A 24123-nucleotide genomic window follows, 5' to 3' on the forward strand; every position below is an offset into this window, starting at 1 on the left:
TGTAACACTCCTTTTAGTAAGTAATCGTTGCTTCTTTCTTTGCTTCTAGAGAAACTTGCTGCCCATTCACTAAGATCGTGACTGGCTGATCAGCGGTGATCGTCAATGTTTCATGTGTAACATTCAATGCAAAGCGGGTGCCGCGAACTTCTAGCTGAAAGGCTAAGCTGTCCCAAGCTTTTGGTAAGTTTGGTGTGATCTGCAGTTGCTCTTCTCGAATATCAATCCCAGCAAAAGTGGTTAACGGAATAAACAACGTAGCGGCCATGACACCGGCGTGAATGCCTTCTGCCGTGGTCCCGCCTTGGATATCACGATAATCAGAAGAGAGGGCTTCTTGGTATAACGACCAAGCCAATTCCTGATCATCCACCATTGCCGCTAACTGAGCGTGAACGATCCGCGACAAAGTCGAGCCGTGGGAGGTGCGAGCCAAATAATAATGGAGATTTTTTTCAATATAGTCTGTTGGCAGTTGGTAAGAAAGATCCGCCAAAATTTGATTGACTTGCTCTTTTGAGAAATTATAGAAAATCATCAAACTATCGGCTTGTTTCGCGACTTTGTAGCTGTCAGCACTCTTGCCTTCAGCGTTTAGGATGCGATCCATCCGATAAATGTTGCCATATTTCTCTTTGTAGTGAGCCCAATCCAGATCTTCCAACTGGAAGTACCCTTCAAACTGTGCGATGATGCCTTCGTGATCGATCTCTAAGCCTAATTTGGTACGAATATCTGCCATAGCAGCAATATCCGCTGGGGTTAAAGCCGTTTTCTCCAATACTGCTTGGAAGCTCTCTGCTGATAGTTGTTGTTGGAGGTTCTCGATCTCTTCAAACAACCATACTACCATCATATTGGTATAGGCGTTGTTTTTCAAGCCGCCTTGTTCACTATTTGGGTAGCTTTCATGAAATTCATCTGGTCCCATGACTTTATCGATAAAGTAACGTTGAGCAGTATCATCCCAGGTGGCAGCACTTTGCCAGAAATGGGCGACTTCTAACATCAATTCTAATCCATATTGTTCCATAAAGGGACGGTCTTGTGTGTTGTGCCAATATTGCCAAATGTTATAAGCGATCGCTAAGGAGACGTGGCGCTGCAAGCGACTGTGGTCTTCTTTCCATTCGCCGCTGATAGGATTCAAATGCAGTTCTTGGGATTGCTCACTGCCATCCAAGCCTGATTGCCATGGGAACATGGCGCCTTGGTAACCGGCTTTTTGGGCGTCTTTTTTGGCAGCAGCTAAGCGGCGGTAGCGATACAGCAAAATTTCTTTGGCGGTGTCAGGAAAATGTAGAATGTAAAAGGGTAAGATAAACAGTTCATCCCAGAAAATATGACCGCGATAGGCTTCACCATGTAGGCCACGGGCAGTGATACTGGCATCTAAGGACTCCTGATAAGCATTCGGTGCTGCGGAGACCAGCAGATGATACGTATGCAGATTCAGCATTTTTTGTGACATCAAGTCACCAGTGACTTCGATGGCCGCTTTCGCCCATAATTCAGCCCAGGCTTGTTTTGAGGCGGTATACATCGTCGCAAAATCAGGTAATGCTAAGGAAGAAAACGTAAATGCCGGTTGCGGATCCTCTTGGCGATAAGCGGTAGCAGTGACTGATTTTTCGACCCGATAAGTTTGTCCCTCCGTCACCTCAAGAGCTACTTGCTGACGGACGAGCTGGTCGTTTGTTTCAGCGTGCAGCTCAGCCAATGGCAGGTCCTGTGAAAACAGTTCAGAGGATTGGACAACGGTAATCTGTGATTGGTTAGTGGTGACCACTAAATGCGCTTTGTTTTGTTCAGCTGCTGTCTCTTTCACGGTCAAATGCTGGTTGGTTAAGCTACGGTAACGAGCGACGTTATAGTTATAAACCGATCCGTCGGCTTCACTGACGAAGGTAACGGGACCGGAAAAGTTCAGCGGGGTAAACTGATAGACCAAGCTATATTGGTGAACGTCTTGCATATTGGCGATTTTCTTCGTTTCGATTCGCAGACGCTTTTGTTTTTTTGTTTCAATTTCTGCCACTGATTGGAACAAGCCGGTCTTCAGATCTAATGTCCGTTTAAAGGAAAGAAGCTGATTGTTGGCAATGTCGATCACTTCATCATCGATCTTCACGTACATTTTTTGCAGATTCGGTGCATTGACGAAGTCTTCATTGCTGATGGTATGACCAGAAACATCCGATTCTACCGTATTGTAAAGACTTGCTAAATACAGCCCTGGATAGTTCGCTTCACAAATGGTCATCTCAGGCGTCGTGCCTCGCAGCCCTAGATAGCCGTTGCCGACGGTTAAAAGTGACTCCACCGAGTATTCATCTTTACCAGGGGTGTAGCCATAGTATTCGAGGTTCCAAGGAATTTCAGCACTTTTTTCTTCATACTGTTCTTTCGTGGTGCAAACAAAGGGACGATTCAATTTTTCTGTCAACCATTGGTCCAGTGAAAAAGTCCCTTCTTCATTCGTAAACACCAGCGATTCAGAGACGATCCCGCCACCTTCCATTTTCTGCAGCTGCGCGGTCAGTGCAGCAACTCGTTCACTGTCTGTCCCAGAAAACGGATAGGTCGTACCGGTTTGATCCGTTAACAGCCATTCTTCCTTAGACAATATAATCGTATTCACAATAGTTGTCCTCCTTTAAACTTGTCTATACATGCAAAATGATTATAACGTAAGTTGTAAGCTATTTCAATTTATCTCACCTGTTTTTTTATTCTTTTTTGTCGAGGGGACAGTAAATAAAGTTGTTACCGATATTATTTTATAGCAATGAGTAATTTTAAAAATCGTTTATTTATCAAGGTTTTAATACGGTCCCTTTTTTATTCACTTGTATTGTTTATGGAAAAAGTTGAAAAAGTTGGTTTGAAACGCTTGCATTCTTAAATGTATCCAGTTATGATTAGTGCGTAATTAAAACATATATATACAAGTGTATATGAAAGGGGTTTATCAATTATGGGGAAGTATCGTGATGATGCTGAGAAGCTGCTGGAGTACGTCGGCGGCAAAGAAAATATCGCTGCAGTAACACATTGTGCGACACGGATGCGTTTTGTTTTGAACGATCAGTCAAGGGCAGATGAGAAGGCAATCGAAGAGATTCCAAGTGTCAAAGGGATGTTTACGAATGCGGGACAATTCCAAGTCATTATTGGCAATGATGTCTCAACGTTTTACAATGACTTCAGCGCAGTCTCAGGAATTGAAGGCGTTTCGAAGGATGAAGGAAAAGCGATAGCGAAGAAAAACCAGAATCCGCTCCAACGGGCGATCGCTGTTTTGGCCGAGATCTTCACACCGATTATTCCAGCAATTATTGTAGGGGGACTTATTTTAGGGTTCCGAAATGTATTAGGTGAAATTGATTTTGGTAATGGGACGATCGTTTCAAATTCTGTTTTTTGGAATGGCGTCAACGATTTCTTATGGTTGCCGGGAGAAGCGATTTTCCACTTCCTACCAGTGGGAATCACCTGGAGTATCACGCGTAAGATGGGAACGACGCAAATCTTAGGGATCATTTTAGGGATCACATTGGTTTCTCCTCAGCTGCTGAATGCCTATGCGGTTGCAACGACGGCACCTGGCGATATTCCATTCTGGGATTTCGGGTTTGCCCAAATCGATAAGATCGGTTACCAAGCGCAAGTCATTCCTGCCATGTTAGCCGGATTTATGTTGGCGTATCTGGAGATCTTCTTTAGAAAATATATTCCAGAAGCTGTGTCAATGATTTTTGTGCCGCTATTCTCACTGTTGCCAACGATTTTTGCAGCCCACGTGATTTTAGGGCCGATCGGTTGGTGGTTAGGGGATATTATTTCAAACTTTGTAAATACAGGATTGACCTCTTCTGTTAGCTGGTTATTCAGTCTCCTCTTCGGGGCCTTTTATGCACCATTAGTAATCACCGGCTTGCATCATATGACCAATGCGATCGATATGCAGTTGATTTCTTCTTTCGGTACGACCAATCTATGGCCGATGATCGCTCTATCAAACATCGCGCAAGGTTCAGCTGTTTTAGCTGTGATCTTCTTGCACCGTGGGAACGAAAAAGAAGAGCAAGTTTCTATCCCAGCAACGATCTCTTGTTACTTAGGGGTTACAGAACCTGCTATGTTCGGGATCAACTTGAAATATGTCTATCCATTTGTAGCGGCAATGGTGGGTTCAGGTCTTGCAGGCATGTTCAATAATTTGATGGGCGTACGTGCCAATGCCATTGGTGTGGGTGGTCTGCCAGGGATTTTAGCGATCAACGGAACAGAAGGCGGCGGTTGGTTAGCCTTTGGTATCGCGATGCTGATTGCGATCGTGGTTCCTTTCATCTTGACGATCGTATTCCGCCGTCAAGGGATCTTTAATAAGATTGATCCAGCAACACCAGCAACGGACGCTGGGTATGCCACTGGGTTAGCAACAGCTGGTGCTGGAGCTAATGGAACTGCTGCATCGGTTGAACCAATGACTTCCACTGGAACTACTGCAACAGCGACAGAAGAAACCCTTTATGCCCCAGCTGATGGGAAAGTAGTTGCCATCACTGAAGTTTCTGATCCTGTCTTTTCTCAAAAAATGATGGGTGACGGCTTTGCTGTTCAGCCAACGAACGGAACGATTTATGCTCCTGTTGCAGGTACGATCTCTAGCATTTTTGAAACGAAACATGCAATCGGGATTTTAACGCCTGGTGGCGCGGAAGTTCTCGTCCACATGGGCTTGGATACTGTAGAACTAAAAGGTGCGCCATTTGAGGTTCTTGTTTCTGAAGGTGATACGGTCACACCAGAAACGAAGCTTGCAGTGATGGATCTAGATGCCGTTATCGCAGCTGGCAAACAGACAGATGTTTTGACGGTCATCACGAATGCCGAAAAAGTGCGTCAGCTTTCATTGACGACTACAGGCACAGTGACAGCCAAAACAGCGGTTGGTTCAGCTGAATTAAACTAAAAAAAATAATCCGTTTCCGAGAGCGCCCTTTGACTAAGAAGGGGGATCGGAAGCGGATTTTTTTATGGGCCGTCCTCAAGGGAGGGCGGCTTTTTTTCGTTGTTTTTCAATGGGAAAAGCCGCAGTTAGCTGACAGCTTTTTTGTCGGTGTTTTTGCGGAAGTAGTTGATCGTTAATAGGAAAGTCAGTAAGACTAGGGCCCACAAAAAGAATAAGGCGATTTGAGAGCCGATGACCGTCCCTTGGGTGTAATCGGTCGTCGCATTTTGTGCCAAATTGATAATGGTCGCCACCACAGCCGTCGCCACTGCACCAGAAAATTGCTGCAGCGTATTAAAGATCGCATTACCGTCCGCGTACAACGCAGGAGTCAGCTTGTTTAAGCCGGTGGTCATCATATTGCTGTAGGCTAAGCCGATCCCGATCATGTAAAAGACATGTCCGGCAACTAGGCTCCAAATGAAAGGCGAACGCAAAACAAGGGCTAAGGCAAGCCAACCAATGGCAATCAAAGTCAAACCAGACAGGATCGGTTTTTTCGGTCCAACTTTATCCAGCAACCGACCAGAGATCGGCGCAAGGACCGCCCCGATGGCCGCCCCAGGAAGCATAACTAATCCTGCAGTAAAGGCATCTTTTCCCAAGACGAGTTGGACAAAGTTCGGCAAGACAAAGGAAATGCCCAGTAAAAGGAACTGACAAACGAGAAAGCCGAAAAGAAACAAACTGAAACTGCGGTTTTTCAAAACAGCCAAACGAATCAAAGGGTTTGGACCTTTTGAACGTTGATAAAACAAGCCAGCACCAATGAAACCGAAAAGCAGCGGCAGTAGACTCGCTAAGGTGCCTACTTGATTCAAGAACAATAAGAAGCCGCTGAACATCAAGACGATTCCTAATACACTCAGTAAATCCAGGGAAGTGTCTTTTGCCCCAGCCGTTTTAGGGATCGAGTAAAGGCCGAGTACTAGGGAGATCAGCAAGACTGGGATCAAGAAAAGAAAGATCGCATTCCAAGACCAATGGGCGGTCAATAAGCCCCCATATGTCGGTCCGATCGCTGGAGCGATGGAAGTGGTCAAATTCCCTAAGCCGATTGCCGCTCCCCGTTTTTCAAAGGGGGAGTAAGTCAAAATGATGTGGAACATCAAAGGCAGTGCGATCCCTGTGCTGGCACCTTGGAAAAAGCGGCCAATCAGCAAAATGGCAAACGTCGGCGATAAAAAGTCGATCACCAAGCCAACAAGGAAGAAGGCGTTGGCAGCTAGAAACAAGGTTCTCAATGAGAAGCGTTTCAAAAGGTAGGTCGATATTGGGACAATGATGGAGATGACCAGTAAGTAGATGGTCGTCACCCATTGGACATCGGATGTTGAAAGCGTAAATTGATCGATCAATGTCGGAAACGTTACATTCATGGCTGTTTCAATCAGCACGCCTGCAAATGACATCAATCCGGTTGCGAGGATCGCCCCCACGAGTTTTTTGTTGTTTTCCATATTCTCACCTCTAAAAATTCGCAAAAAAAGAGACCGTTTCTATTCTCATAGAAACCGCCTCTCTCTCGACAAGCGAACCCGCTTGTTATCTGTACGATTTAATCTATCGCTATTCTACTGACTTCATAAGAAAGTGTCAAGAGAAGTGGATAAAAAAATAGCAAAAAACTTTTTTGAAAGTTTTCAAACTTTTACTTACACGAAAAATTTTCTTCTGCTAGAATAGTCGAGTACGAAAAAGAGAAAGGAAGTTGTAACATGCCCATCAACAAAAAAGAAAGTTTGATCTATACGACACTTATGTGTATTTTCATGGTGTATTTTATGAGTGTTTACAACCTCATGTTCCAAGTCGGTGTTTCTGCATTGGCATTCCAATTGGCGTGGAATGAATTGCCATTAGCCCTTTGTGTCGCCTTTATTTTGGATTGGTTCATTGTTTCGGGTCCAGCAAAAGGTTTGGCATTTCGATTTTTGGACCATCAATCAGCTACTTGGAAAAAAATCGGTTTGATTTCTTCATTGATGATCGCCGGCATGGTGATCTGTATGTCACTCTTTGGTGCGTTGATGCATCCAAACCCTGATCACTCGGTGTTCGTCAATTGGCTAAGCAACATTGGGAAAAATGTGATTGTCGCATTGCCGTTGCAATTGTTCATTGCAGGCCCAATCGTTCGCCGGGTGTTTCGCGCCTTGTTTCCTATTGGCACTGTGCAAGAACAGCCAGTACTAGGGGAATAATCGAGCATTAGAAAAAACGTACTGCAGACAGGCTCTACCAAGGTTAGCTAAAAATAGCTGGCTTGGCGATAACTGGACTTGCGGCACGTTTTTTTGCTTTTATAAACAACAAAAAAACCCATAGGATGGTATGGGTTTTTCTGGTTACCCTATGAAATAGGATACAGGATGTACCTATATAGTAATATGGTGAGGTCAAAAAGGAAAGTTCAATTTTTTCATCAATACATGAAATTAATGCAAATCACTTGTTTTTCTGACGAAAAAAGCAACTTATAATTGTTTTTGCCGATTAGTCTGTGTAGAAACCAATCAGTTGATACCAACGACGATGCTCAATATGGTAGGCATCAGGTGAGTACCCTGACATTGAAAAACCGATAAAGGTGATGACCAGTCCGAGAATAATAAACAACAGACTGAGAAAAACGAAAAAGCGCTTATTGATTTTGATCATAGGACTGCCTTCTTTCGATAGTTTTGAACAAATGATTTTGGCCAAACGACAAGGGAGTGGGTAAGACGTGAAAAAGGTCGGCTCATACTATAAGTGGCGATCAGACAAAGAAGCCCTAAACCAAATAAGAAAATCCCCACGCCTAACTGACTTAAAAAGAGATAGAAACCATCCGCCATCAGCATGGGACTTAAGACAACGCTAGCAATCCCACCGATAAACGTAGTGACACCAATCATGCCAGTGGTGAAAGGCACACACCAGATGATTATTAAAAAGCTTAGGATCAGCAAAGCGGCACTTAACAATAAGCTGCCCCACAATGGAAAGCCTAGCACTAAGATCAAGAGCAAAAAGGGATGAAAGCGGCGAGGAATCTCTACCACGACCTCTTCTGTTTCTGTGACTGTTTGGATCAGTTCTTTTGGGGAGCCAAGGCGTGCCACGGCTTCTTCTTCAGTGTATCCTTCTTCCATCAAATCTTCGATCATCTCGTCATAATAGTTGATCAGCTGATGAATCTCGCTAGGTCTGACTTTTTCAGATAATTCTGCAGCCAATGCCTTGATAAAATCAACTCTGTTCATCTAGTGTTCCTCCTTTAATAAATCGCTGGATCAATGTCAATTGGGGCCAGTCGTTGGTTAAAAAATCGTCGATCCGCTGTTTGCCAAGTTTGGTCAAGCGGTAATATTTTCGGGTCCGTCCTTGATGACTCTTGTTGTAAGTCTCAACCGCTCGGCTGGCTTCTAAGCGCTTCAAGATAGGGTAGAGGGTGGATTCTGAGATTGGTAGTAAAGGAGAAATATTTTTGACTAATTCATAGCCATAAGAGTCCCCGTGCTGCAAATAGGCTAAAACACAAATTTCCAATAATCCTTTTTTTAATTGGGCATCCAAAGGCTCTCCTCCTGTTCATATCCATACTATACATTACATAGTATCATTTCACAAGTAGTATCAAAAAAATCAGTCTTAAGACTTAGCCGAGGAAAACAGGAAGGTTTTTAGAAAAATGGTCAAAAATATAAAACAAAATTAAGAAATTCGGCAGAAAGTATATGTTAACGTTCTCTTTTTTGTTAAAGTAGAAGTATGCAGATTACTTTCAGTAAGAAAATTGGGTGTTGGTGGTGTTTCACTGGAAGAAAGCAAGTGAGAGTAGAGGAGCGTTAGCGAGAGCTGATCGCCTCAAGAAAGGAAGGGGTATTATGAGAAAAGCAACGATTACGAAAAAATATTTGATCAACTGTTTAAAAAAATATCTGGTGGAATATCTTTATCGGCCAATCACTGTCCGCGACATTGCTAAATATGCACGAACATCGACCCAACCAATCTATTTGAATTTTTCAAACATGCAAAATTATAAACAGGCAATGGTCGATGATGTCTTCCATGACATTCATGAAGCAAAAAAAGAGACGGTGATGACACTGGATCCTCTATACTGTTTTTGGCATGACTATTACGTGTTCGCCAGTCGCAATCGAGCCCTCTTTTTTGCATTATTTTTAAATGATATTGGTTGTGGTCCCTACATAAAAGAGTGTTCTTTTGCATATTTTCAAGAAGCAATCGCTGAATCAGCTGTTTTTCAATGTGAGCAAGAAAACGATCTGAGGAAATACCATGAAGAAGCCTTGATTTTTTTTAGCGGTTTGGTATTGCTGTTTATTCGTGAAGGGTGTACTGACGGCAACAAGGATTTTATAAAAGATACCATGGAGTATTGGGAACGAATGTTAAAGAAAGCAAAAGGCGTGACGCGAGACCAGGGTCGGCAAGGATTATTAGAGGTTGGTGCGTTTGCTGTAGAGGAATAGGTACTTGAAATCAAGCATTAAAATAAATATCTGAATATTTTGACACCAAAAAACCGTTAGTGATTAAACATTCTTCACTGACGGTTTTTTTGAGGAGGTAAGTCTTGCGGTATGAGTAGAACAATTGTGGTGTTTTCACCTTTTACTGATTGAATCGATAAGGAAGCTTGCGTGCCATAGTACAATGCTAGCCGCTGGCGTACATTGTTGATACCATAATGTTGATCAGAAGGTTCCTCCAGTTGTTTTAGCTGTTCAGGATCAATCCCGGGACCATTGTCTTGAATCTCAAACCGTAGCCATTGTCCTTCTTTGAGGCAGCGGATCGTCAATACCCCTCTGCGGTCATCTTCAATATGATCAAGCCCATGAAAGACGGCATTTTCGACAAACGGCTGCAAGAGCAGATGGATCATCGGATACTCATCGATATCTGAGTCAATTTCGAGGACTAAATCAAAGGAATGGTGATGCATTTTTTGCTGGATTTTAGCATAGGTGATTGTTAGATCGAGTTCTTTGGTGATGGATAGCCGGTTGGATCCTTGGTTTAGGCTGAGACGGTAGAATCGAGACAGCAGCTGAGCCATCTCACGGATCTCGTGATTGCCGTTTAGTGTGGCAGTATTGCTGATCAGTGCTAAGGAATTATAAAAGAAATGCGGATTGATCTGGGCTTGCAGAGCCCGCAATTCGTATTCTTTTTGTTTCAATTCGGCTTCATATACTTCATTGATCAGCTCAGCGATTTTATCTAGCATTTTTTGAAAATTGGTGTATAACTGTCCGACTTCATCTTTTGAAGAATATGTGTGCTGGATTTTGAATTGATCCATTGATAAAGAGGCCATTTGCTGGGTCAAAGAGTTGATCGGCTGTACCACGGTTTTAGCCAACCACCAGCTGGATAAAACCAATATCATTAATACAAAACCAAAGATAATAAGTGCCGCACCAACTAGATACAGTAAACTGCTGAAAAATGACTGTGCGGTTTTAACAAAAACGATTTGCCAATGATTATCCAGCAGTACAGGTGCCTCTTCAATAACTGCGTTTCCAACCAGCCACTGTTTTTGAGTACGTTGCTGCTTCGTCAAATAATCAATGCGGTAAAGCGTCTGCCCGGTCTCTGACTGAATCGTCAAATCATAAGGCTCCTCAGTGACTGCATCAAGATTCGTGAACAATGCTGCTCGATCGATGGTTAAAACGATGTAGTTTAAGGAATCTGCGGTATGGCCTTTTAAAAAAAGGTTGGTATAAAAAGAAAGTTCCTCCCGTTCTTTGTCAAAATACGTTCGAATCTCGGTCGAAGGTTTTTCTTTTAGAAAAGGCAGTGCTGTATCAGCCGTGATTTTTTTGACGTATTGCCCATGATCATAAAGATCGATCGTGGTGTATAGCGTGATGCCTTTAATATCTGCTTGCGGAAAACGAACACTGTGAAACAAAGGCACGATCGTATTTTGAAAGAGATTGTATTGATCAAAGTTTGAGAAGCGTTGACTAGAAAGCTCTTGCGTCAAGGCGGTATTGTTGGCTAAAAAGAGCAGGCTGTCCCGATAGGTGTGGATCTTGCTTTCTAACTGATAGCTGATACTTTTGAGATTATCGGAGTAAGCACTTTTTTCCTGCTGTTGGATAAAGGCTCGGATGATAGATACCCCGACAAAGGTCAAAACGATCAGAGGAACAATGCTTGAAAGAATTGAAATAAGGGCGATCTTTTTTTGAAAACGAAAATTTTTAACACAATCGTGGACTTTTCTTAACAAAAGGGACCTCTCTTTCTATACGCATCCGGCGTCATTCCGACAATTTCTCGGAACGTTTTGCAAAAATAGGAATAATGATTAAAGCCAACTTGTTTGGAGATAGTTCGAATGCTGCAGTTCGAGTTCTTTAAACGCTTCTGAGCCTGTTTGATACGGTAAGACTTGATGTATTTGGTGATACCCATGCCTTCAGAAGTACTGAATAATTCGCTTAGGTAGTTAGGATTGATATTGACTTCCTTTGCTAACCGATCCAAGCTCAACTCTTGGTGAAAATGAGCGAATATATAGGATTTTACTTGGCGCACATAGTCATTTGACTGGCTCCCGTTGATTTGAAGCAATGCATCATGGATATAATGGAAGAGGGCATCAAAAATATCCGCAATTAGTTGCAGACTTGGCGCTTCCAGTATTTTTCCAATCTGATTAGCGCCACACTCCGCATCAAAAGTGATCGTGCACTGATCGAGGATTGTTTGATAAAAGGTCGCAAAATAAAACTTGGCATTGGTTGGTTCCTCACGTCCATTTGTTTCAAAGCAGTCGAAAACTGTTTTCACAAGCGCGTGGGCTTTTTTACTTTCGTATTGATTCACATACGAAACGGTTTTTTCGAAAAGCGCTTTCTTGACGATGTAGTGATCTCCCGGAAGCAGCTGGCAGATTTTCCCTTTGTTTTGCTGATAAAAAGACCGCTGACTGGTTCTCAGTAAGTCATGATAGGTGCCATACACCCCTGAATGGTGGGGAACTGGTCCGCTGTCAAAAAGTGTTATTTTTTGCTGAAACTGTTTGGAAAAATAGGTAGTTAAGTTGTTTTTTCGCTCTTCGATTTCCCTTTTTGGCAAAGGTTCGTTAAAAAAGAGCAGTTGTGCTGGAGCTAAAAACAAACTGAACATTTCAGGAAATGCAGCAGATAGCGAAGGGACAAAATCCGGCGCATTCCAAGAATCCAGCGGCCAAGTAACGAGAAAAAAAGAGGGATGAGTCTTAAAAAAATCTTGTGCAATCGATTGCTCTTCCTTCGGCAGTGAATGCCAAGGATAGCCATAAAAAAGTTTACTCAAAATCTCTTTCAAGTAATGGGTTTGTGCGATTGTTTTTGTGTAAGCGCGCTGCTTTTGTTGATCAATAAAAAGAATGATTTTATTTATTTGTTCATAAAAATCATCAGGGTCGATTGGTTTTAAGAGGTAGTCAACCGCTTGTAACTGTATGGCTTTTTTTACATAATGAAAATCTTCAAAGCCGCTGATAAACATCACAGGAATTTCAGGAACTGCTTCTTTGATTCTCGCTACTAGGGCATGTCCATCCATAAAGGGCATCTTTACGTCGGTAATTATCAAGTCAAAGGGCTGTTTCTGAAAAAGCTGCCAGGCTTCGCGGCCATTTTTGGCTTCTTCGATCAGCCATTCTTTTTCATGCTGACTCAAGAAGTATTTGATCACTTCTCTTTGATCGTAGCTGTCATCAGCAAGCAGCAGTCGGTACATGGTTTTCGCCGTCCTTTCGTATAGAGAAAATTACGCAGTCGCTTCTTCTTTCTATAGTAAGCGATAAACAAAAAAAGCAACAGAGCGAATTTGTAAACGTTTTATTTTTCTGGAAATCGTGCTATGAATCTGAAAAAAGTGCTATATTTTCTGTGGAAGCGATTGCGTATAATAAGGATATCAAAAAAGTTTGAGGAGGAAAACAATGAAATTTAGGCGGGGGACAGCAATGTTAACAGCAGTTGCTTCAGCACTTATTATGACAGGATGCAGTTCAGAAGAAGCAAAGACCAATGAAAATGGGGATACCGTGATTACGATCGGACGCCAGACCGCACCGAACTCGAAACTGCCTGAGGGGGATTCTTACAGCAATAACGCATATACTCGATTGATTCAAGAACGCTTGGGCATCGAGCTGGAGAGTGCCTTTGAAGCCCATGGGGAAGACTATGATCGTCAAGTATCGCTAGCGATCGCTTCAGGGGAACTACCGGATACGATGATTGTCGGTTCAAGAGATGAATTGGAAGAATTAGTTAACAATGATTTAGTGGAAGACTTGACCGAAGTATTTGAGGAGCATGCCGACGATTTTCTAAAAGACATCTATGATTCGTTTGATGGGATTCAGTTAGAAGCAGCCACGTTTGATGATCGCTTGATGGCGATCCCATCTACTAGCGATGACTTCGGGCCCAATCTTGTCTGGTTGCGCCAGGACTGGCTAGATGAGCTAGGTATTGAACTGGATAAAGATGGCAATCGCTCAATTACATTGGATGAGTTGAAGGAAACAGCGATTGCTTTTCAAGAAAATGATTTAGCCAATACCGGAAAAGCAGTTGGTTTGCCATTGGCCTTCTGGTTGTCTTCGCCAAATCATGGCGGCACGGCATATACCGGAACAGCCATCATGAATGCGTTTGGAGCCTACCCAAAATCGTATCTCCAAGATGAGAATGGGCAGATGTTTTATGGATCCAATACGCCAGAAATGAAAGAAGCACTAACGCTACTGAAGGACTGGCAAGATGAAGGGTTCATGGATCCGCAATTTGGTACCCGCACGTATGACGATATCCATGCCATGATGGTTAATGGAGAAACGGGCATCGCTTTTGGTCCTTGGCACATGCCTGACTGGGGCTTAGTACAAGCCAAACAAAATGATCCAAATGCTGAATTTGTTCCTTATGCCCTTGAAAATGCTAACGGCGATGGAGGGGTCAATGCCGTGGCTAACCGCGGCACTGGGCAATACATCGTGGTGCGCAAAGGTTTTTCTGAGCCGGAAAAAATCATGGAGATGATCAATCTGATTTATGGTGAAGTTGCCAACTCGGAAGATATTGAAGCCGAGTTTCCGGAAATTTATGACTATGCGAAAGTGGATGTCGATGGGACGGTTCGTCCATGGAATGTTGTTTTCTTAAAAGCCTATAGTGAGATTGATGATGCAGTAGAAGCTTCCAAGGCGGCGGTTGGCGAAACATCTATCGAGGATATCTCCAACTTCTTCATCAAAGAAAACGCCGAAAAAATCAAGCAATATCTGGATAGCCCTGAAGAAACTGATCCGGTGGACTGGACCCGCTATGCCTCCCGCTATTTAGCCGTCAATAATGTGATGGGCGGTATCAGAGAGCAAGGACGCTTGAATGAAGTGAAACCACCGCGTTTTGATTCGATCAAAGCCAATGAACGAAACGGCGCACAAGTAGGGAAACTGGAGGAAGAGACCTTCATTAAGTTTATCACTGGAGAAGAACCCCTGGAAAACTTCGACAACTATGTTGAAACCTGGAATAGCCAAGGTGGGACAGCCATACTTGAAGAAATGCAAGAAGTAGTAGATCAGCGAGCAGATAATTAAGCGGCCACTCCAGCGGTTCTGACACTCGTCTTTCGAACAAAGAAAAGCAAGGTTGTATGCAGGAAAACCGACTGCAGGTGCCTTTTCTTTGTTCGAATTTTTTCATCAAGCGGCTGGTGAGGCAAAAAATTTATGGAGGAGTAAGTAAATGGAACTTTCTGTTGAAAAAGAAAGCAAAAAAGAAAAGAAAAAGTGGTTTTCTCGAGATCAGCTTTTCTTTCTAGGGATGATTTTACCAGGCATCATTTTTATTTTGATTTTTTCTTATGGTCCTATGTTTGGGTTATTGATGGCATTTCAAGATTATGTGCCAGCGAAAGGTGTATTGGGTTCTGAATTTGTAGGATTCGAGCACTTTCGCTACCTGTTCAGTTTACCGGATATTTTCTTAGTAACTAAAAACACGATTTTTATCGCTTTTTGGAAAATTATCTTTAATACGATCGTACCGATTCTTTTTGCGATTCTATTAAATGAAGTGCGTGTAAAGTGGATGAAACGCTCCATTCAGACCATCGTATATTTGCCCCATTTTCTTTCATGGGTCATATTGGCTTCAGTAGTGGTCAATTTATTCAGTCTTGATGGAACGGTGAATCAGATTTTACAAAACTTTGGTGTAGAACCATTAAACTTTTTGGGTAGTAATCAGTTGTTTCCTCGTTTGCTGATCGGGACCGATGTTTGGAAAAGTTTTGGTTACAGTTCAATCGTGTACCTTGCTGCCATTACCTCGATCGATCCGGGATTATATGAAGCAGCAACGATGGATGGTGCTTCTTGGTCAAAAAAAGTCTGGCACGTAACCCTGCCGGGGATGATGCCTTTTATTTTGCTGATGACGATTTTGTCGCTGCCTAATATCTTGAATGCCGGCTTCGACCAAATTTATAACCTGTATTCTCCGGTTGTGTATCAAAGCGGCGATATTATCGATACCTATGTCTACCGAATCGGTCTGATCGGTAGAGACTACAGCTTAGGGACTGCCGTTGGTCTGGTCAAATCGGTGATCGGTCTATTCTTGATTTGGTCTTCCAACAAAATTGCGGAGAAGAAGACTGACAGAGTGATGTTTTAAGGAAAGGAAAAAAGAGATGAAAGAAAAATTTAGTATACGGCATGCAGTAATTTATTTGATCGTCATTGTTTTGGCTCTTTCTTGTTTAGTACCGATGTTGAATGTCGTGGCACTTTCTTTAAGTAGCAGCAGTGCCGTCGCGGCAAATGCTGTGGGGCTATGGCCAGTAGATCTGACCTTAGCGGCTTATGAGCGCATCATGAGCGATCAGCAGTTTTGGCGTTCTTTTGGTATTTCAGTCATTCGTGTGGTGATCTCTTTATTGCTGAATTTGGTGATGATCGTAACGATGGCTTATCCGCTATCTAAATCAAAAAAAGTATTTCGAACGAGAAAATTATTCATGAGTGTGATGGTTTTCGCTATGCTCTTCAGTGGCGGCATGATCCCAACGTATTTGGTCGTTCGCAATCTAGGATTATTGAATACGATTTGGTCCCTGATTTTACCTAGTGCAGTCCCTATCGGCAGTGTGATCTTGGTGATGAATTTCTTTCGGGGAATTCCCAAATCATTGGAAGAATCTGCTCGGATCGATGGGGCCAACCCACTGCAGATTTTGGGACGAATCTATATTCCAATGTCTTTGCCGTGTTTGGCAACCGTTTCTCTATTCAGTATTGTCGGTAGTTGGAATGATTTTTTCAGTGGACTGATCTATATGACCAAGACTGAAAACTATCCTTTAATGACCTATATCCAAACACTATCAGTCAACATTGCTGAAACAATGCAACAAGCTGGGAATTTGACTTCCGAGCAGCTACAAAGTCTGCTAGCGGTCTCTGATCGAAACTTGAATGCAGCGAAGATCGTGGTGGCAGTGGTGCCGTTATTGATTATTTATCCGCTTCTACAAAAATATTTCGTTCAAGGAATCGTTGTCGGATCAGTAAAGGAGTAAACCCACATGATACACTTTTTTCATTCAGAAAACTTCTTCGCACGAATCGCTTGGAAATTCAGCCAGTTGCTCCTATTAAATGTACTACTCTTGTTTTTTAGTTTGCCGCTCTTCACGATCGGTGCAGCCATTACTGCGGGTTCTAAAGTGGCGACTGATCTGATAGAAGGAAAAGCACCGGCTGTTGTTCAGCAGTTTTGGTCGGTCTTTTGCCAAAGCTTTCGAAAGAGCACTCTTATCTGGATCAGTCTACTTTTTTCTTTGTGGCTTTTGACTGCTGATTGGTTGTATTATTTCCAACTAAAAGGGACGCCTGATCTTTTTACCGTAGGCTTAGTAATTTGTACGTTCATGTGGCTTCAATTTTTCCAAGTTTCGTTTTTCTTACTCGCACGTTACGATAGCGGAATCAAAACGATCCTTTTGAACAGCATAAAAGTCGCCGCAAAGCACCCTTTTAAAATACTTAGTCTTCATATTCTGACTGCAGCCCCTATTGTCATCATGCTTCTTTCACCCTATGCGCTGGTTTTCAGCATGTACATTGCCTGCTTTTTTGGTCTTAGCTGTTTTTTGTATGCACGCTGTCAGTTATTGTTGGCAATTTTCAAGAAATATGAGAAGGTAGAAATAGCAGAAAAGTAACTGGCTTTTATAGTTAGAAACGTTGAATGGAGGAATTTTGATGGGACAAAACACGCAGTATGGAGAAAAAAAGATTGCGATCGATCGCAGGATCGGTTTTTTAGAAGAACATACGTATCACGGGAATGATCTTGGTGTGACTTTTCAAGGACAGCAAACCACGTTCAAATGCTGGTCACCAGAGGCAGAGGCCGTTTCAGTATTGCTTTATCAAAGCGGTGTTGCTGGGACTGACGATCGTCTGCTGACGCTGCCAATGGTTCAAGAAGACAACTGTTGGCAAGTCACGACGGAAGAAAACGTCAAGGAGCTGTTTTATACCTTTGAGTTTCAACGAGATGGGCAGAAAATAGAAGCGATGGATCTTTATGCCAAGGCAGTAGGGATCAACGGAAACCGCGGTGCGATCATTGATTTAAAGGAAACAGATCCTGAAGGTTGGCAGGAAAGTCACGGCGTCGGTCAGCAGTCGATCACAGATGCCTATATTTGGGAATTGCATGTCGAAGATTTCAGTGGTGCCGAAAACAGCGGTATTTCACCAGAAAATCGCGGAAAATATTTAGCCTTCACTGAAAAAAAGACCCATCTGGTGGGAGATGAAAGTCAACCAACTGGCATGGCCTATTTAAAAGAGCTGGGGATCAATTATGTTCATCTGCTGCCGATCTTCGATTTTGACAATGATGAAACTTCGTCTGCCTACAATTGGGGCTATGATCCGAAAAATTACAATGTACCTGAAGGACGATACGCTTCTGATCCTAGTGATCCCAAGGCGCGGATTCGTGAATGCAAGCAAATGATCCAATCGCTGCACGAAGAAGCCATCGGCGTTGTGATGGATGTGGTCTTTAATCACACTGCGATCACGGAAGAATCATGGTTTAATTTGACGGTGCCTGATTATTACTACCGTCAAGATGATGCAGGGAATTTTGCGGACGGTTCTGCTTGCGGCAATGAAGTGGCTTCTGAACGGAAAATGATGCGTAAATTTATCATTGATTCAGTTTTATATTGGGCGCAAGAATACAAAATCGACGGCTTTCGTTTTGATTTGATGGGCTTGATCGATGTGGAAACCATGAACCAATTGCGGCAACGCCTAGATGATGCCGGCTTCAGCCATGTGATTTTATACGGCGAGCCATGGGATGCCGGCAGCAATCAAATTATTCAGCCGAATATCCCAGCAAATAAAAGTAATGTTTGGGCACTGTCAGAAGGTGTTGCTGTTTTTAGCAATGATTTAAGAGACAGTATCAAAGGCGATGTCTTTGAAGAAACAGACGGCGCGTTTATTCAAGGAATGAATGGTCAACCGCAAGTCAAGCAAACCTTTTATGCAGCAAATTTGGCAACGGCGATTCAAGGAAATACGAAAGTTGCCGCACAAGAAGGCGCCGAGCGCTGGGCAAAATCGCCCCGCCAAGTGATCGCCTATGCTTCAGTCCATGATAATTTGACCTTATGGGACAAGCTGGTGGCAACCATGCAGGCTTCAGTGAAGGAAAGAAATTATGAGTTTGATCCTGAGCTTTTAGCCCGCAATAAACTAGCAGCAGCCATTTTGTTTACTAGCCAAGGAGCAGTGCTGACTCAAGCTGGGGAAGAATTTGGCCGTACCAAAGAAGGAGATGAAAATTCCTTCCGTTCGCCACTGGCAGTCAATCAGCTGGATTGGTCACGTGCCAAAACCTTCAAAGAGTTGCGCGAGCTGTATCGGGGCTTGTGGGCATTGCGGCAGTCCTATGCACCATTGAGAGATGCCACGACCCAAACGGCTGAAAGCATGGTCTTTTATGAGACAAAGAATGAAAATCGCTTGGCGTATCAAGTACCCAATCGTGACAAACAGCATCCATGGCGTTCCTTGTTCGTTTTACTCAACAGCACGGAAGAAAGCTGGTCCTTTGGCTTACCGACGGCAACAGAAAATGCTTCTTGGCACATCATTGCTGACCCCAAAGGAGCTGGGATCACTTCTCGCGGCGTAGCAGCGCCAAGAATAACCATCGACCCCTTATCCTTCTGCATTTTGGCGGAACAAAGTAACTAATCAAAGTAGAAGCTAAAACAAACTAAAAATTTTAGTTTGTTTTAGCTTTTTTAGTAGTAAAAAAACAATTCTTTTGCTATACTTTTAACAGAATGAGAAGCAGAAAGCGGTGAGCAAATGAAAGTTGTGATCTCTGATATTGCCCGAAAAGCTGGCGTTTCCAGCGGAACTGTCTCTAATGCAATCAACAATCGTAAGGGGATCAGTGAACAAAAACGGCAAGCGATCTTGAAGATCGCTCGTGAGATGGGGTATTTTGATCAGCGAGAAATTAAAAAAACGGAAAGCCAAAAGATCAAATTTGTTGTAATGAACAAACAAGGAAATGTCGTAGGGGATACGCCTTTCTTTTCTGAATTGATCCGGGGGATCGAAATGGAATGCAGCGCGTTAGGCTATGAATTGGTCATTTCCCATATCACATTGGCGCCAGAGGAAGACCCGATCGAAAAGATCCGCCCAGAATTAGTAGATGGTTTGCTATTGTTAGGAACGGAATTGGAAAAACAAGATTTAGCAGTCTTCCGTCATTTGGAAGTACCCTTAGTGATTTTAGATACGATTTTTAATTCGCAGGACTTTGATTTTGTCGCCATCAATAATCGTGACAGCGCCTATGAGATCGTTGAAAAGATGATCGAAAAAGGCCACCGAGACATTGGCATCATCAACTCAACCTTTCAAATCAACAATTTCCGTGAACGCAAGCAAGGGTTTATTCAAGCGATCCAAGAGCATGATCTGATCCATTATGAAGAGACGGAAGCCTTAGTAGAACCCACCTTGGAGGGCTCATATCAAGACATGAAGGTCTATTTGGAATCCTTGCGTGCCGATCAGCGGCCGTTACCAAGCGCCTTTTTTGCGGTCAATGACAACATCGCCATCGGTGCAATGAAAGCCATTCGCGAAGTGTTCCCCGATCATCCGTTGGCCATCGTTGGGTTCGATGATATTCCTTTGGCGGAATTTTGCAACCCACCGCTGACCACCGTCAAAGTAGATAAAGTGTACCTTGGTCGCCAAGCCGTGCGACGCTTGATCGAGAAAATCACCAGTGAAGATGAAAACCATCTGAAAATGCTGGTCGCCACGACGATCGTCGAACGCGAAAGCATCAAATAAGAAAAAAATAAGAAGAAGACAAAACGTTTAGCAAGCGTTTTGTCTTTTTTTAGTTATTAAACAAAAATATTTATCTAAAACTATTGCAAAATATTTAGCTTATGCTATATTTAAGGTGTAAAAAGTAAGGGATTACATTTTGAGGAAGTGAATAGATGACACAGATCGGTCTCTTTTGTGCAACTGGGCTCTCCAGCGCACTGCTCGTCAAAGCGCTCAAAGAACAACTAGCGGATGATCAGCATTACCAAGTGAATTCCGCGCCTTTTTCAGAAATATTTATGGTGGGAAATGACTATGATTTTTTGATTTTAGCTCCTCAAACCCGCTTCAATCAAGCGAAAGTCGCAACAGCCTTTCCTAATAAAAAAATCGTTTTACTGACGGATAAGGAATTTCTGAGCAGAAATGTAGCACGAATCGTCGAAGAAATAAAAATTTAGCTAAATATACTAAAACGCAAAGGGTGGTTTTATGGATAAAGTAACAATCGGGTTCGCCCCGACTAGAAGAAATTTATTTAGTGCAGAAGCAGCCATTGAGTACGCTAATCTGACACGACAAAAAATGGACGAACTGGCCATTGATTATGTAGATATTTTAGATATCAACGAAGATGGCTTGCTATACGATGATGAAGGGGTTGAAAAAATCGCCGAAAAATTCAAAGCAGCAAAAATCGACGGTCTTTTTCTAGCCAATGAAAACTTTGGTACGGAATATGCCTGTGCTCGTCTAGCCAAAAAACTAGATGTCCCCGTCTTACTATGGGGACCCAAAGACGAGACACCAGCCGCCGATGGTTCACGTTTGCGGGATACGCAATGCGGTCTTTTCGCTATCGGAAAAGTCTTGCGCCGTTTCAAGGTACCTTTCACCTATGTCAAAAATTCTGATATTGATTCACCGGAATTTGCCCGCGGCTTGCAAGACTTTATCAAAGTCTGCAATGTCGTCAAGACCTTCAAACAAACACGAATCTTGCAAGTTGGCCCACGCCCCTTTGATTTTTGGACCGTGATCTGCAACGAAGGCGAACTATTGGAGCGTTTCAATATCTCGCTATCACCAGTACCGATCCAAGAAGTGGTGCAAGAAATCAAGAAAGTCAAAGAACAGCAGCCAGATAAATTGCAAGCAGTCATTGATTATTTCGAAACCAATACGGAAGTCCAAATTTCGGCGAAAGATTTGGAGATGGTGGCAGCCCTTAAAGTGGCCTTGCAAAACTTATGTGAAAGCTACGGCTGCAATGCAGGGGTCATCCAGTGTTGGACGGCTTTACAAGACGAAATCGGTATTTTACCGTATGCCTCCCTGTCGCTTTTACAAGAAGAAGGTCTGCCTTTTGTCTGTGAGACGGATGTTCATGGGGCGATCTCGGAACTGTTGGTCGAAGCCGCTTCGTTGGGGGAACACCGTGCGATCTTTGCGGATGTCAACTGCCGCCATCCAGAAAACGAGAATGGCGAATTGCTGCAGCACTTAGGGGTTTTTGCTTATTCCACCGCGGAGACCAAACCCATTTTGCCGCAACGGCATTTTGTTTTTGACTATCCGGGATCAGTCGCTTTTCGGGCAATCAAAGACGAGTATACGTTGTGTCGCTTTGATGGAGACAACGGCGAGTATTCGTTGCTGATGGGCACCGGCAGAGGGATCGATGGACCATACAATCAAGGAACCTATCTCTATCTAGAATTTGCGAATTTGAATCGCTTGGAATTCAAACTCGTTGAGGGCCCTTATATTCATCATGTTGCGGCGGTCAGAAAAAATGTGGTGCCGATCTTGTACGAAGCGTGCAAATATATCGGCGTGCAGCCAGATTTTTATGATCCGATCGAAGAAGACGTCAAAGCATACTTGAGAGGGGATCAATCATGGAAATAAACGAGCTGGAAATGAAGGCTTTAACGATTCGAAAATCCGTGTTAGAGCTGATCTATCAAGCAAAAACGGGTCATACTGGTTCGGATCTTTCTTGTACCGATATTTTAGTGGCCCTGTATTATCAGATAATGAATGTGGATGCGAAAGATCCCCAAAAGCAAGATCGTGACCAGTATATCCAAAGTAAAGGACATGCTGCAGAAGTACTATGGGCCGTTTTAGCGGACAAAGGTTTTTTGCCGAAAGAAGAATTAGCCACCTTTTCGCAATTTGGTTCACGACTGATCGGTCATCCAAACAATAAAGTAGCTGGGGTTGAGATGAATACTGGTTCGCTAGGTCACGGCTTACCCGTCGCAGTAGGGATCGCCTTGGCAGGCAAACTGGATCACCGCACGTATCAAACCTATACGTTGTTGGGAGATGGCGAATTAGCAGAAGGCTCGGTATGGGAAGGAGCCATGGCGGCTGCCAACTACCAGCTGGACAATTTGACCGCCATCATTGATCGCAACGGCTTGCAGATCACTGGAGCCTCGGAAGATGTGATGGCCGTGGAGCCGCTAGATGAAAAATGGCGTGCCTTTGGTTGGGATGTGCATATCGTTGATGGCAATGATATGGCTGCCTTGGTGGCTGCATTAGAAAAACCGCATCAGCCCAATCAACCGAAGCTGGTCATTGCTAAAACCATCAAAGGCAAAGGCTATTCTGCAGCCGAAAATCAAGCGCAATGGCATCATAAAGTGCCAACGGCAGAAGAGCTTGCACAAGCTATTGCCGAACTTGATCAGCAAATGGAGGTTTTGACTCATGGGAAAAAATAATATTGCCAATCGCCAAGCGATGTGCGACGTATTGATTGAAGAAGGAAAAAAGAATCCTGCGATCACGGTGTTGACCAGTGATTCTCGTGGTTCCGCTTCGTTAGCACCTTTTGCCAAGGAATTACCGACACAATTGGTGGAAGTAGGGATCGCAGAGCAAAACATCGTCAGTATTGCGGCCGGCTTAGCCCATATGGGCAAACGCCCTTTCGTTGCATCCCCTGCTTGTTTTCTCAGCATGCGCAGTATCGAGCAGATCAAAGTCGATGTCGCGTATTCGAATAAAAATGTCAAACTCGTAGGCATCAGCGGCGGTGTCAGCTATGGGGCATTAGGCATGAGTCATCATTCCTTGCAAGACATCGCAGTGGCACGAGCGATCCCTAATTTGCAAGTGCTGTTGCCAGCAGATCGCTTTGAAACGATCCAAATGTTTAAAGCCTTAGCGGCATCAAATGAACCAGCCTATATCCGTCTCGGTCGCAATCCTGTTGAAGATTGTTATGATTCTGCAGATTATCCTTTTGAGATCGGCAAAGCCATTGAGCTGAGAAGCGGTCAAGATGTCGCATTGCTCGCCACTGGCGAAACCGTGCGCCAAGCGTTGGATGCTGCTGAGCTATTGGAAAGACAAGGTATCACTGCTACCGTTTTAAATGTTCATTCCTTGAAGCCCTTTGATTCAGAAACGGTCAAACGAGTGGCGAAAGAAACAGGCACCGTGATCACTGTGGAAGAACACAGCCGATACAACGGCTTAGGAGCTGCCGTGGCGGAAACGCTGGCAGAAGAAACGGGCATTCGACAAAAAATCATTGCTTTTCCGGATGAAGCCTTGATTACTGGTTCTTCGTCAGAACTGTTTGCCCATTATGGCTTAGACGGTGCCTCCATAGCGAAAACAGCGGTTGCGTTTCTAGGAGCTTAAG

20 protein-coding genes are annotated in these 24123 nt (G+C 43.5%); 13 read left to right on the forward strand and 7 right to left on the reverse strand.

Annotated features, from left to right (window positions below; genetic code table 11):
- Positions 1 to 13 precede the first annotated feature (13 nt).
- Positions 14 to 2641, reverse strand: coding sequence for a glycoside hydrolase family 65 protein (locus IGJ74_RS00220; RefSeq protein ID WP_005232888.1), 2628 nt, complete (start codon positions 2639 to 2641; stop codon positions 14 to 16).
- A gap of 336 nt (positions 2642 to 2977) precedes the next feature.
- On the opposite strand from IGJ74_RS00220, the gene treP reads away from it, so the two are divergent.
- The gene (treP, locus tag IGJ74_RS00225; RefSeq protein ID WP_087664736.1) at positions 2978 to 4978 is read left to right on the forward strand and encodes a PTS system trehalose-specific EIIBC component; all 2001 of its coding nucleotides are present in this window, start codon (positions 2978 to 2980) and stop codon (positions 4976 to 4978) included.
- A 125-nt stretch (positions 4979 to 5103) separates the two neighbouring features.
- On the opposite strand, the gene IGJ74_RS00230 is transcribed toward treP, so the two are convergent.
- Complete coding sequence (locus IGJ74_RS00230; protein ID WP_016619499.1) at positions 5104 to 6477, reverse strand: MFS transporter; 1374 nt, start codon at positions 6475 to 6477, stop codon at positions 5104 to 5106.
- 258 nt (positions 6478 to 6735) lie between these two features.
- Between IGJ74_RS00230 and IGJ74_RS00235 the strand changes: the two genes are divergently transcribed.
- The gene (locus tag IGJ74_RS00235) at positions 6736 to 7221 is read left to right on the forward strand and encodes a hypothetical protein (protein WP_005226468.1); all 486 of its coding nucleotides are present in this window, start codon (positions 6736 to 6738) and stop codon (positions 7219 to 7221) included.
- A gap of 292 nt (positions 7222 to 7513) precedes the next feature.
- Here the strand turns inward: IGJ74_RS00235 and IGJ74_RS00240 are convergent, their stop codons facing one another.
- Genes IGJ74_RS00240 through IGJ74_RS00250 form a run of 3 tightly spaced genes read right to left on the reverse strand, consistent with a single transcriptional unit; the run spans position 7514 to position 8578 of the window.
- Positions 7514 to 7678 (reverse strand): hypothetical protein, encoded by a 165-nt coding sequence (locus IGJ74_RS00240; protein ID WP_005232885.1) that lies wholly within the window; start codon positions 7676 to 7678, stop codon positions 7514 to 7516.
- On the reverse strand, positions 7675 to 8265 hold the full coding sequence (locus IGJ74_RS00245; protein ID WP_005232884.1) for a DUF1700 domain-containing protein: 591 nt from the start codon (positions 8263 to 8265) through the stop codon (positions 7675 to 7677). The genes IGJ74_RS00240 and IGJ74_RS00245 overlap by 4 nt, the downstream gene beginning before the upstream one ends.
- Positions 8252 to 8578 (reverse strand): PadR family transcriptional regulator, encoded by a 327-nt coding sequence (locus IGJ74_RS00250; RefSeq protein WP_005232883.1) that lies wholly within the window; start codon positions 8576 to 8578, stop codon positions 8252 to 8254. The genes IGJ74_RS00245 and IGJ74_RS00250 overlap by 14 nt, the downstream gene beginning before the upstream one ends.
- A gap of 224 nt (positions 8579 to 8802) precedes the next feature.
- Between IGJ74_RS00250 and IGJ74_RS00255 the strand changes: the two genes are divergently transcribed.
- On the forward strand, positions 8803 to 9504 hold the full coding sequence (locus IGJ74_RS00255; RefSeq protein ID WP_035006404.1) for a TetR/AcrR family transcriptional regulator: 702 nt from the start codon (positions 8803 to 8805) through the stop codon (positions 9502 to 9504).
- A 74-nt stretch (positions 9505 to 9578) separates the two neighbouring features.
- On the opposite strand, the gene IGJ74_RS00260 is transcribed toward IGJ74_RS00255, so the two are convergent.
- Together IGJ74_RS00260 and IGJ74_RS00265 are read right to left on the reverse strand one after the other, a co-directional pair.
- Positions 9579 to 11282, reverse strand: coding sequence for a sensor histidine kinase (locus tag IGJ74_RS00260; protein ID WP_140405528.1), 1704 nt, complete (start codon positions 11280 to 11282; stop codon positions 9579 to 9581).
- Positions 11276 to 12781, reverse strand: a complete 1506-nt coding sequence (locus IGJ74_RS00265; protein WP_087664737.1) for a response regulator transcription factor — start codon at positions 12779 to 12781, stop codon at positions 11276 to 11278. The genes IGJ74_RS00260 and IGJ74_RS00265 overlap by 7 nt, the downstream gene beginning before the upstream one ends.
- A gap of 205 nt (positions 12782 to 12986) precedes the next feature.
- Between IGJ74_RS00265 and IGJ74_RS00270 the strand changes: the two genes are divergently transcribed.
- The 10 genes from IGJ74_RS00270 to IGJ74_RS00315 all read left to right on the forward strand — a co-directional run bounded on the left by IGJ74_RS00270 (position 12987) and on the right by IGJ74_RS00315 (position 24122).
- Positions 12987 to 14657, forward strand: a complete 1671-nt coding sequence (locus tag IGJ74_RS00270) for an extracellular solute-binding protein (protein ID WP_016611650.1) — start codon at positions 12987 to 12989, stop codon at positions 14655 to 14657.
- A 148-nt stretch (positions 14658 to 14805) separates the two neighbouring features.
- Positions 14806 to 15738, forward strand: a complete 933-nt coding sequence (locus IGJ74_RS00275; RefSeq protein ID WP_005232878.1) for an ABC transporter permease — start codon at positions 14806 to 14808, stop codon at positions 15736 to 15738.
- A gap of 16 nt (positions 15739 to 15754) precedes the next feature.
- A complete protein-coding gene (locus tag IGJ74_RS00280) occupies positions 15755 to 16642 on the forward strand; it encodes a carbohydrate ABC transporter permease (protein WP_005232877.1) in 888 nt (295 codons plus the stop codon).
- Between the two features lie 6 nt (positions 16643 to 16648).
- Entirely contained in the window at positions 16649 to 17287 is a 639-nt protein-coding gene (locus IGJ74_RS00285) for a DUF624 domain-containing protein (RefSeq protein WP_005232876.1), read from the forward strand.
- A 40-nt stretch (positions 17288 to 17327) separates the two neighbouring features.
- Entirely contained in the window at positions 17328 to 19349 is a 2022-nt protein-coding gene (pulA, locus tag IGJ74_RS00290; RefSeq protein WP_016611648.1) for a type I pullulanase, read from the forward strand.
- 117 nt (positions 19350 to 19466) lie between these two features.
- On the forward strand, positions 19467 to 20474 hold the full coding sequence (locus tag IGJ74_RS00295; RefSeq protein WP_016611647.1) for a LacI family DNA-binding transcriptional regulator: 1008 nt from the start codon (positions 19467 to 19469) through the stop codon (positions 20472 to 20474).
- Between the two features lie 155 nt (positions 20475 to 20629).
- Positions 20630 to 20917 carry a PTS Lactose/Cellobiose specific IIB subunit gene (locus IGJ74_RS00300; protein WP_016611646.1) on the forward strand — a complete coding sequence of 96 codons (288 nt, stop codon included), beginning with the start codon at positions 20630 to 20632 and terminating at the stop codon, positions 20915 to 20917.
- A gap of 31 nt (positions 20918 to 20948) precedes the next feature.
- A complete protein-coding gene (locus tag IGJ74_RS00305) occupies positions 20949 to 22367 on the forward strand; it encodes an L-fucose/L-arabinose isomerase family protein (RefSeq protein ID WP_086298926.1) in 1419 nt (472 codons plus the stop codon).
- On the forward strand, positions 22358 to 23194 hold the full coding sequence (locus IGJ74_RS00310) for a transketolase (RefSeq protein ID WP_005232864.1): 837 nt from the start codon (positions 22358 to 22360) through the stop codon (positions 23192 to 23194). The genes IGJ74_RS00305 and IGJ74_RS00310 overlap by 10 nt, the downstream gene beginning before the upstream one ends.
- Positions 23181 to 24122, forward strand: a complete 942-nt coding sequence (locus IGJ74_RS00315) for a transketolase family protein (protein WP_005232862.1) — start codon at positions 23181 to 23183, stop codon at positions 24120 to 24122. Before IGJ74_RS00310 ends, IGJ74_RS00315 begins: the two co-directional genes overlap by 14 nt.
- Position 24123: the final 1 nt, after the last annotated feature.

Origin of the sequence: Enterococcus sp. AZ009, assembly GCF_050548785.1 — a bacterium.
Classification (GTDB): domain Bacteria; phylum Bacillota; class Bacilli; order Lactobacillales; family Enterococcaceae; genus Enterococcus_D; species Enterococcus_D entomosocium.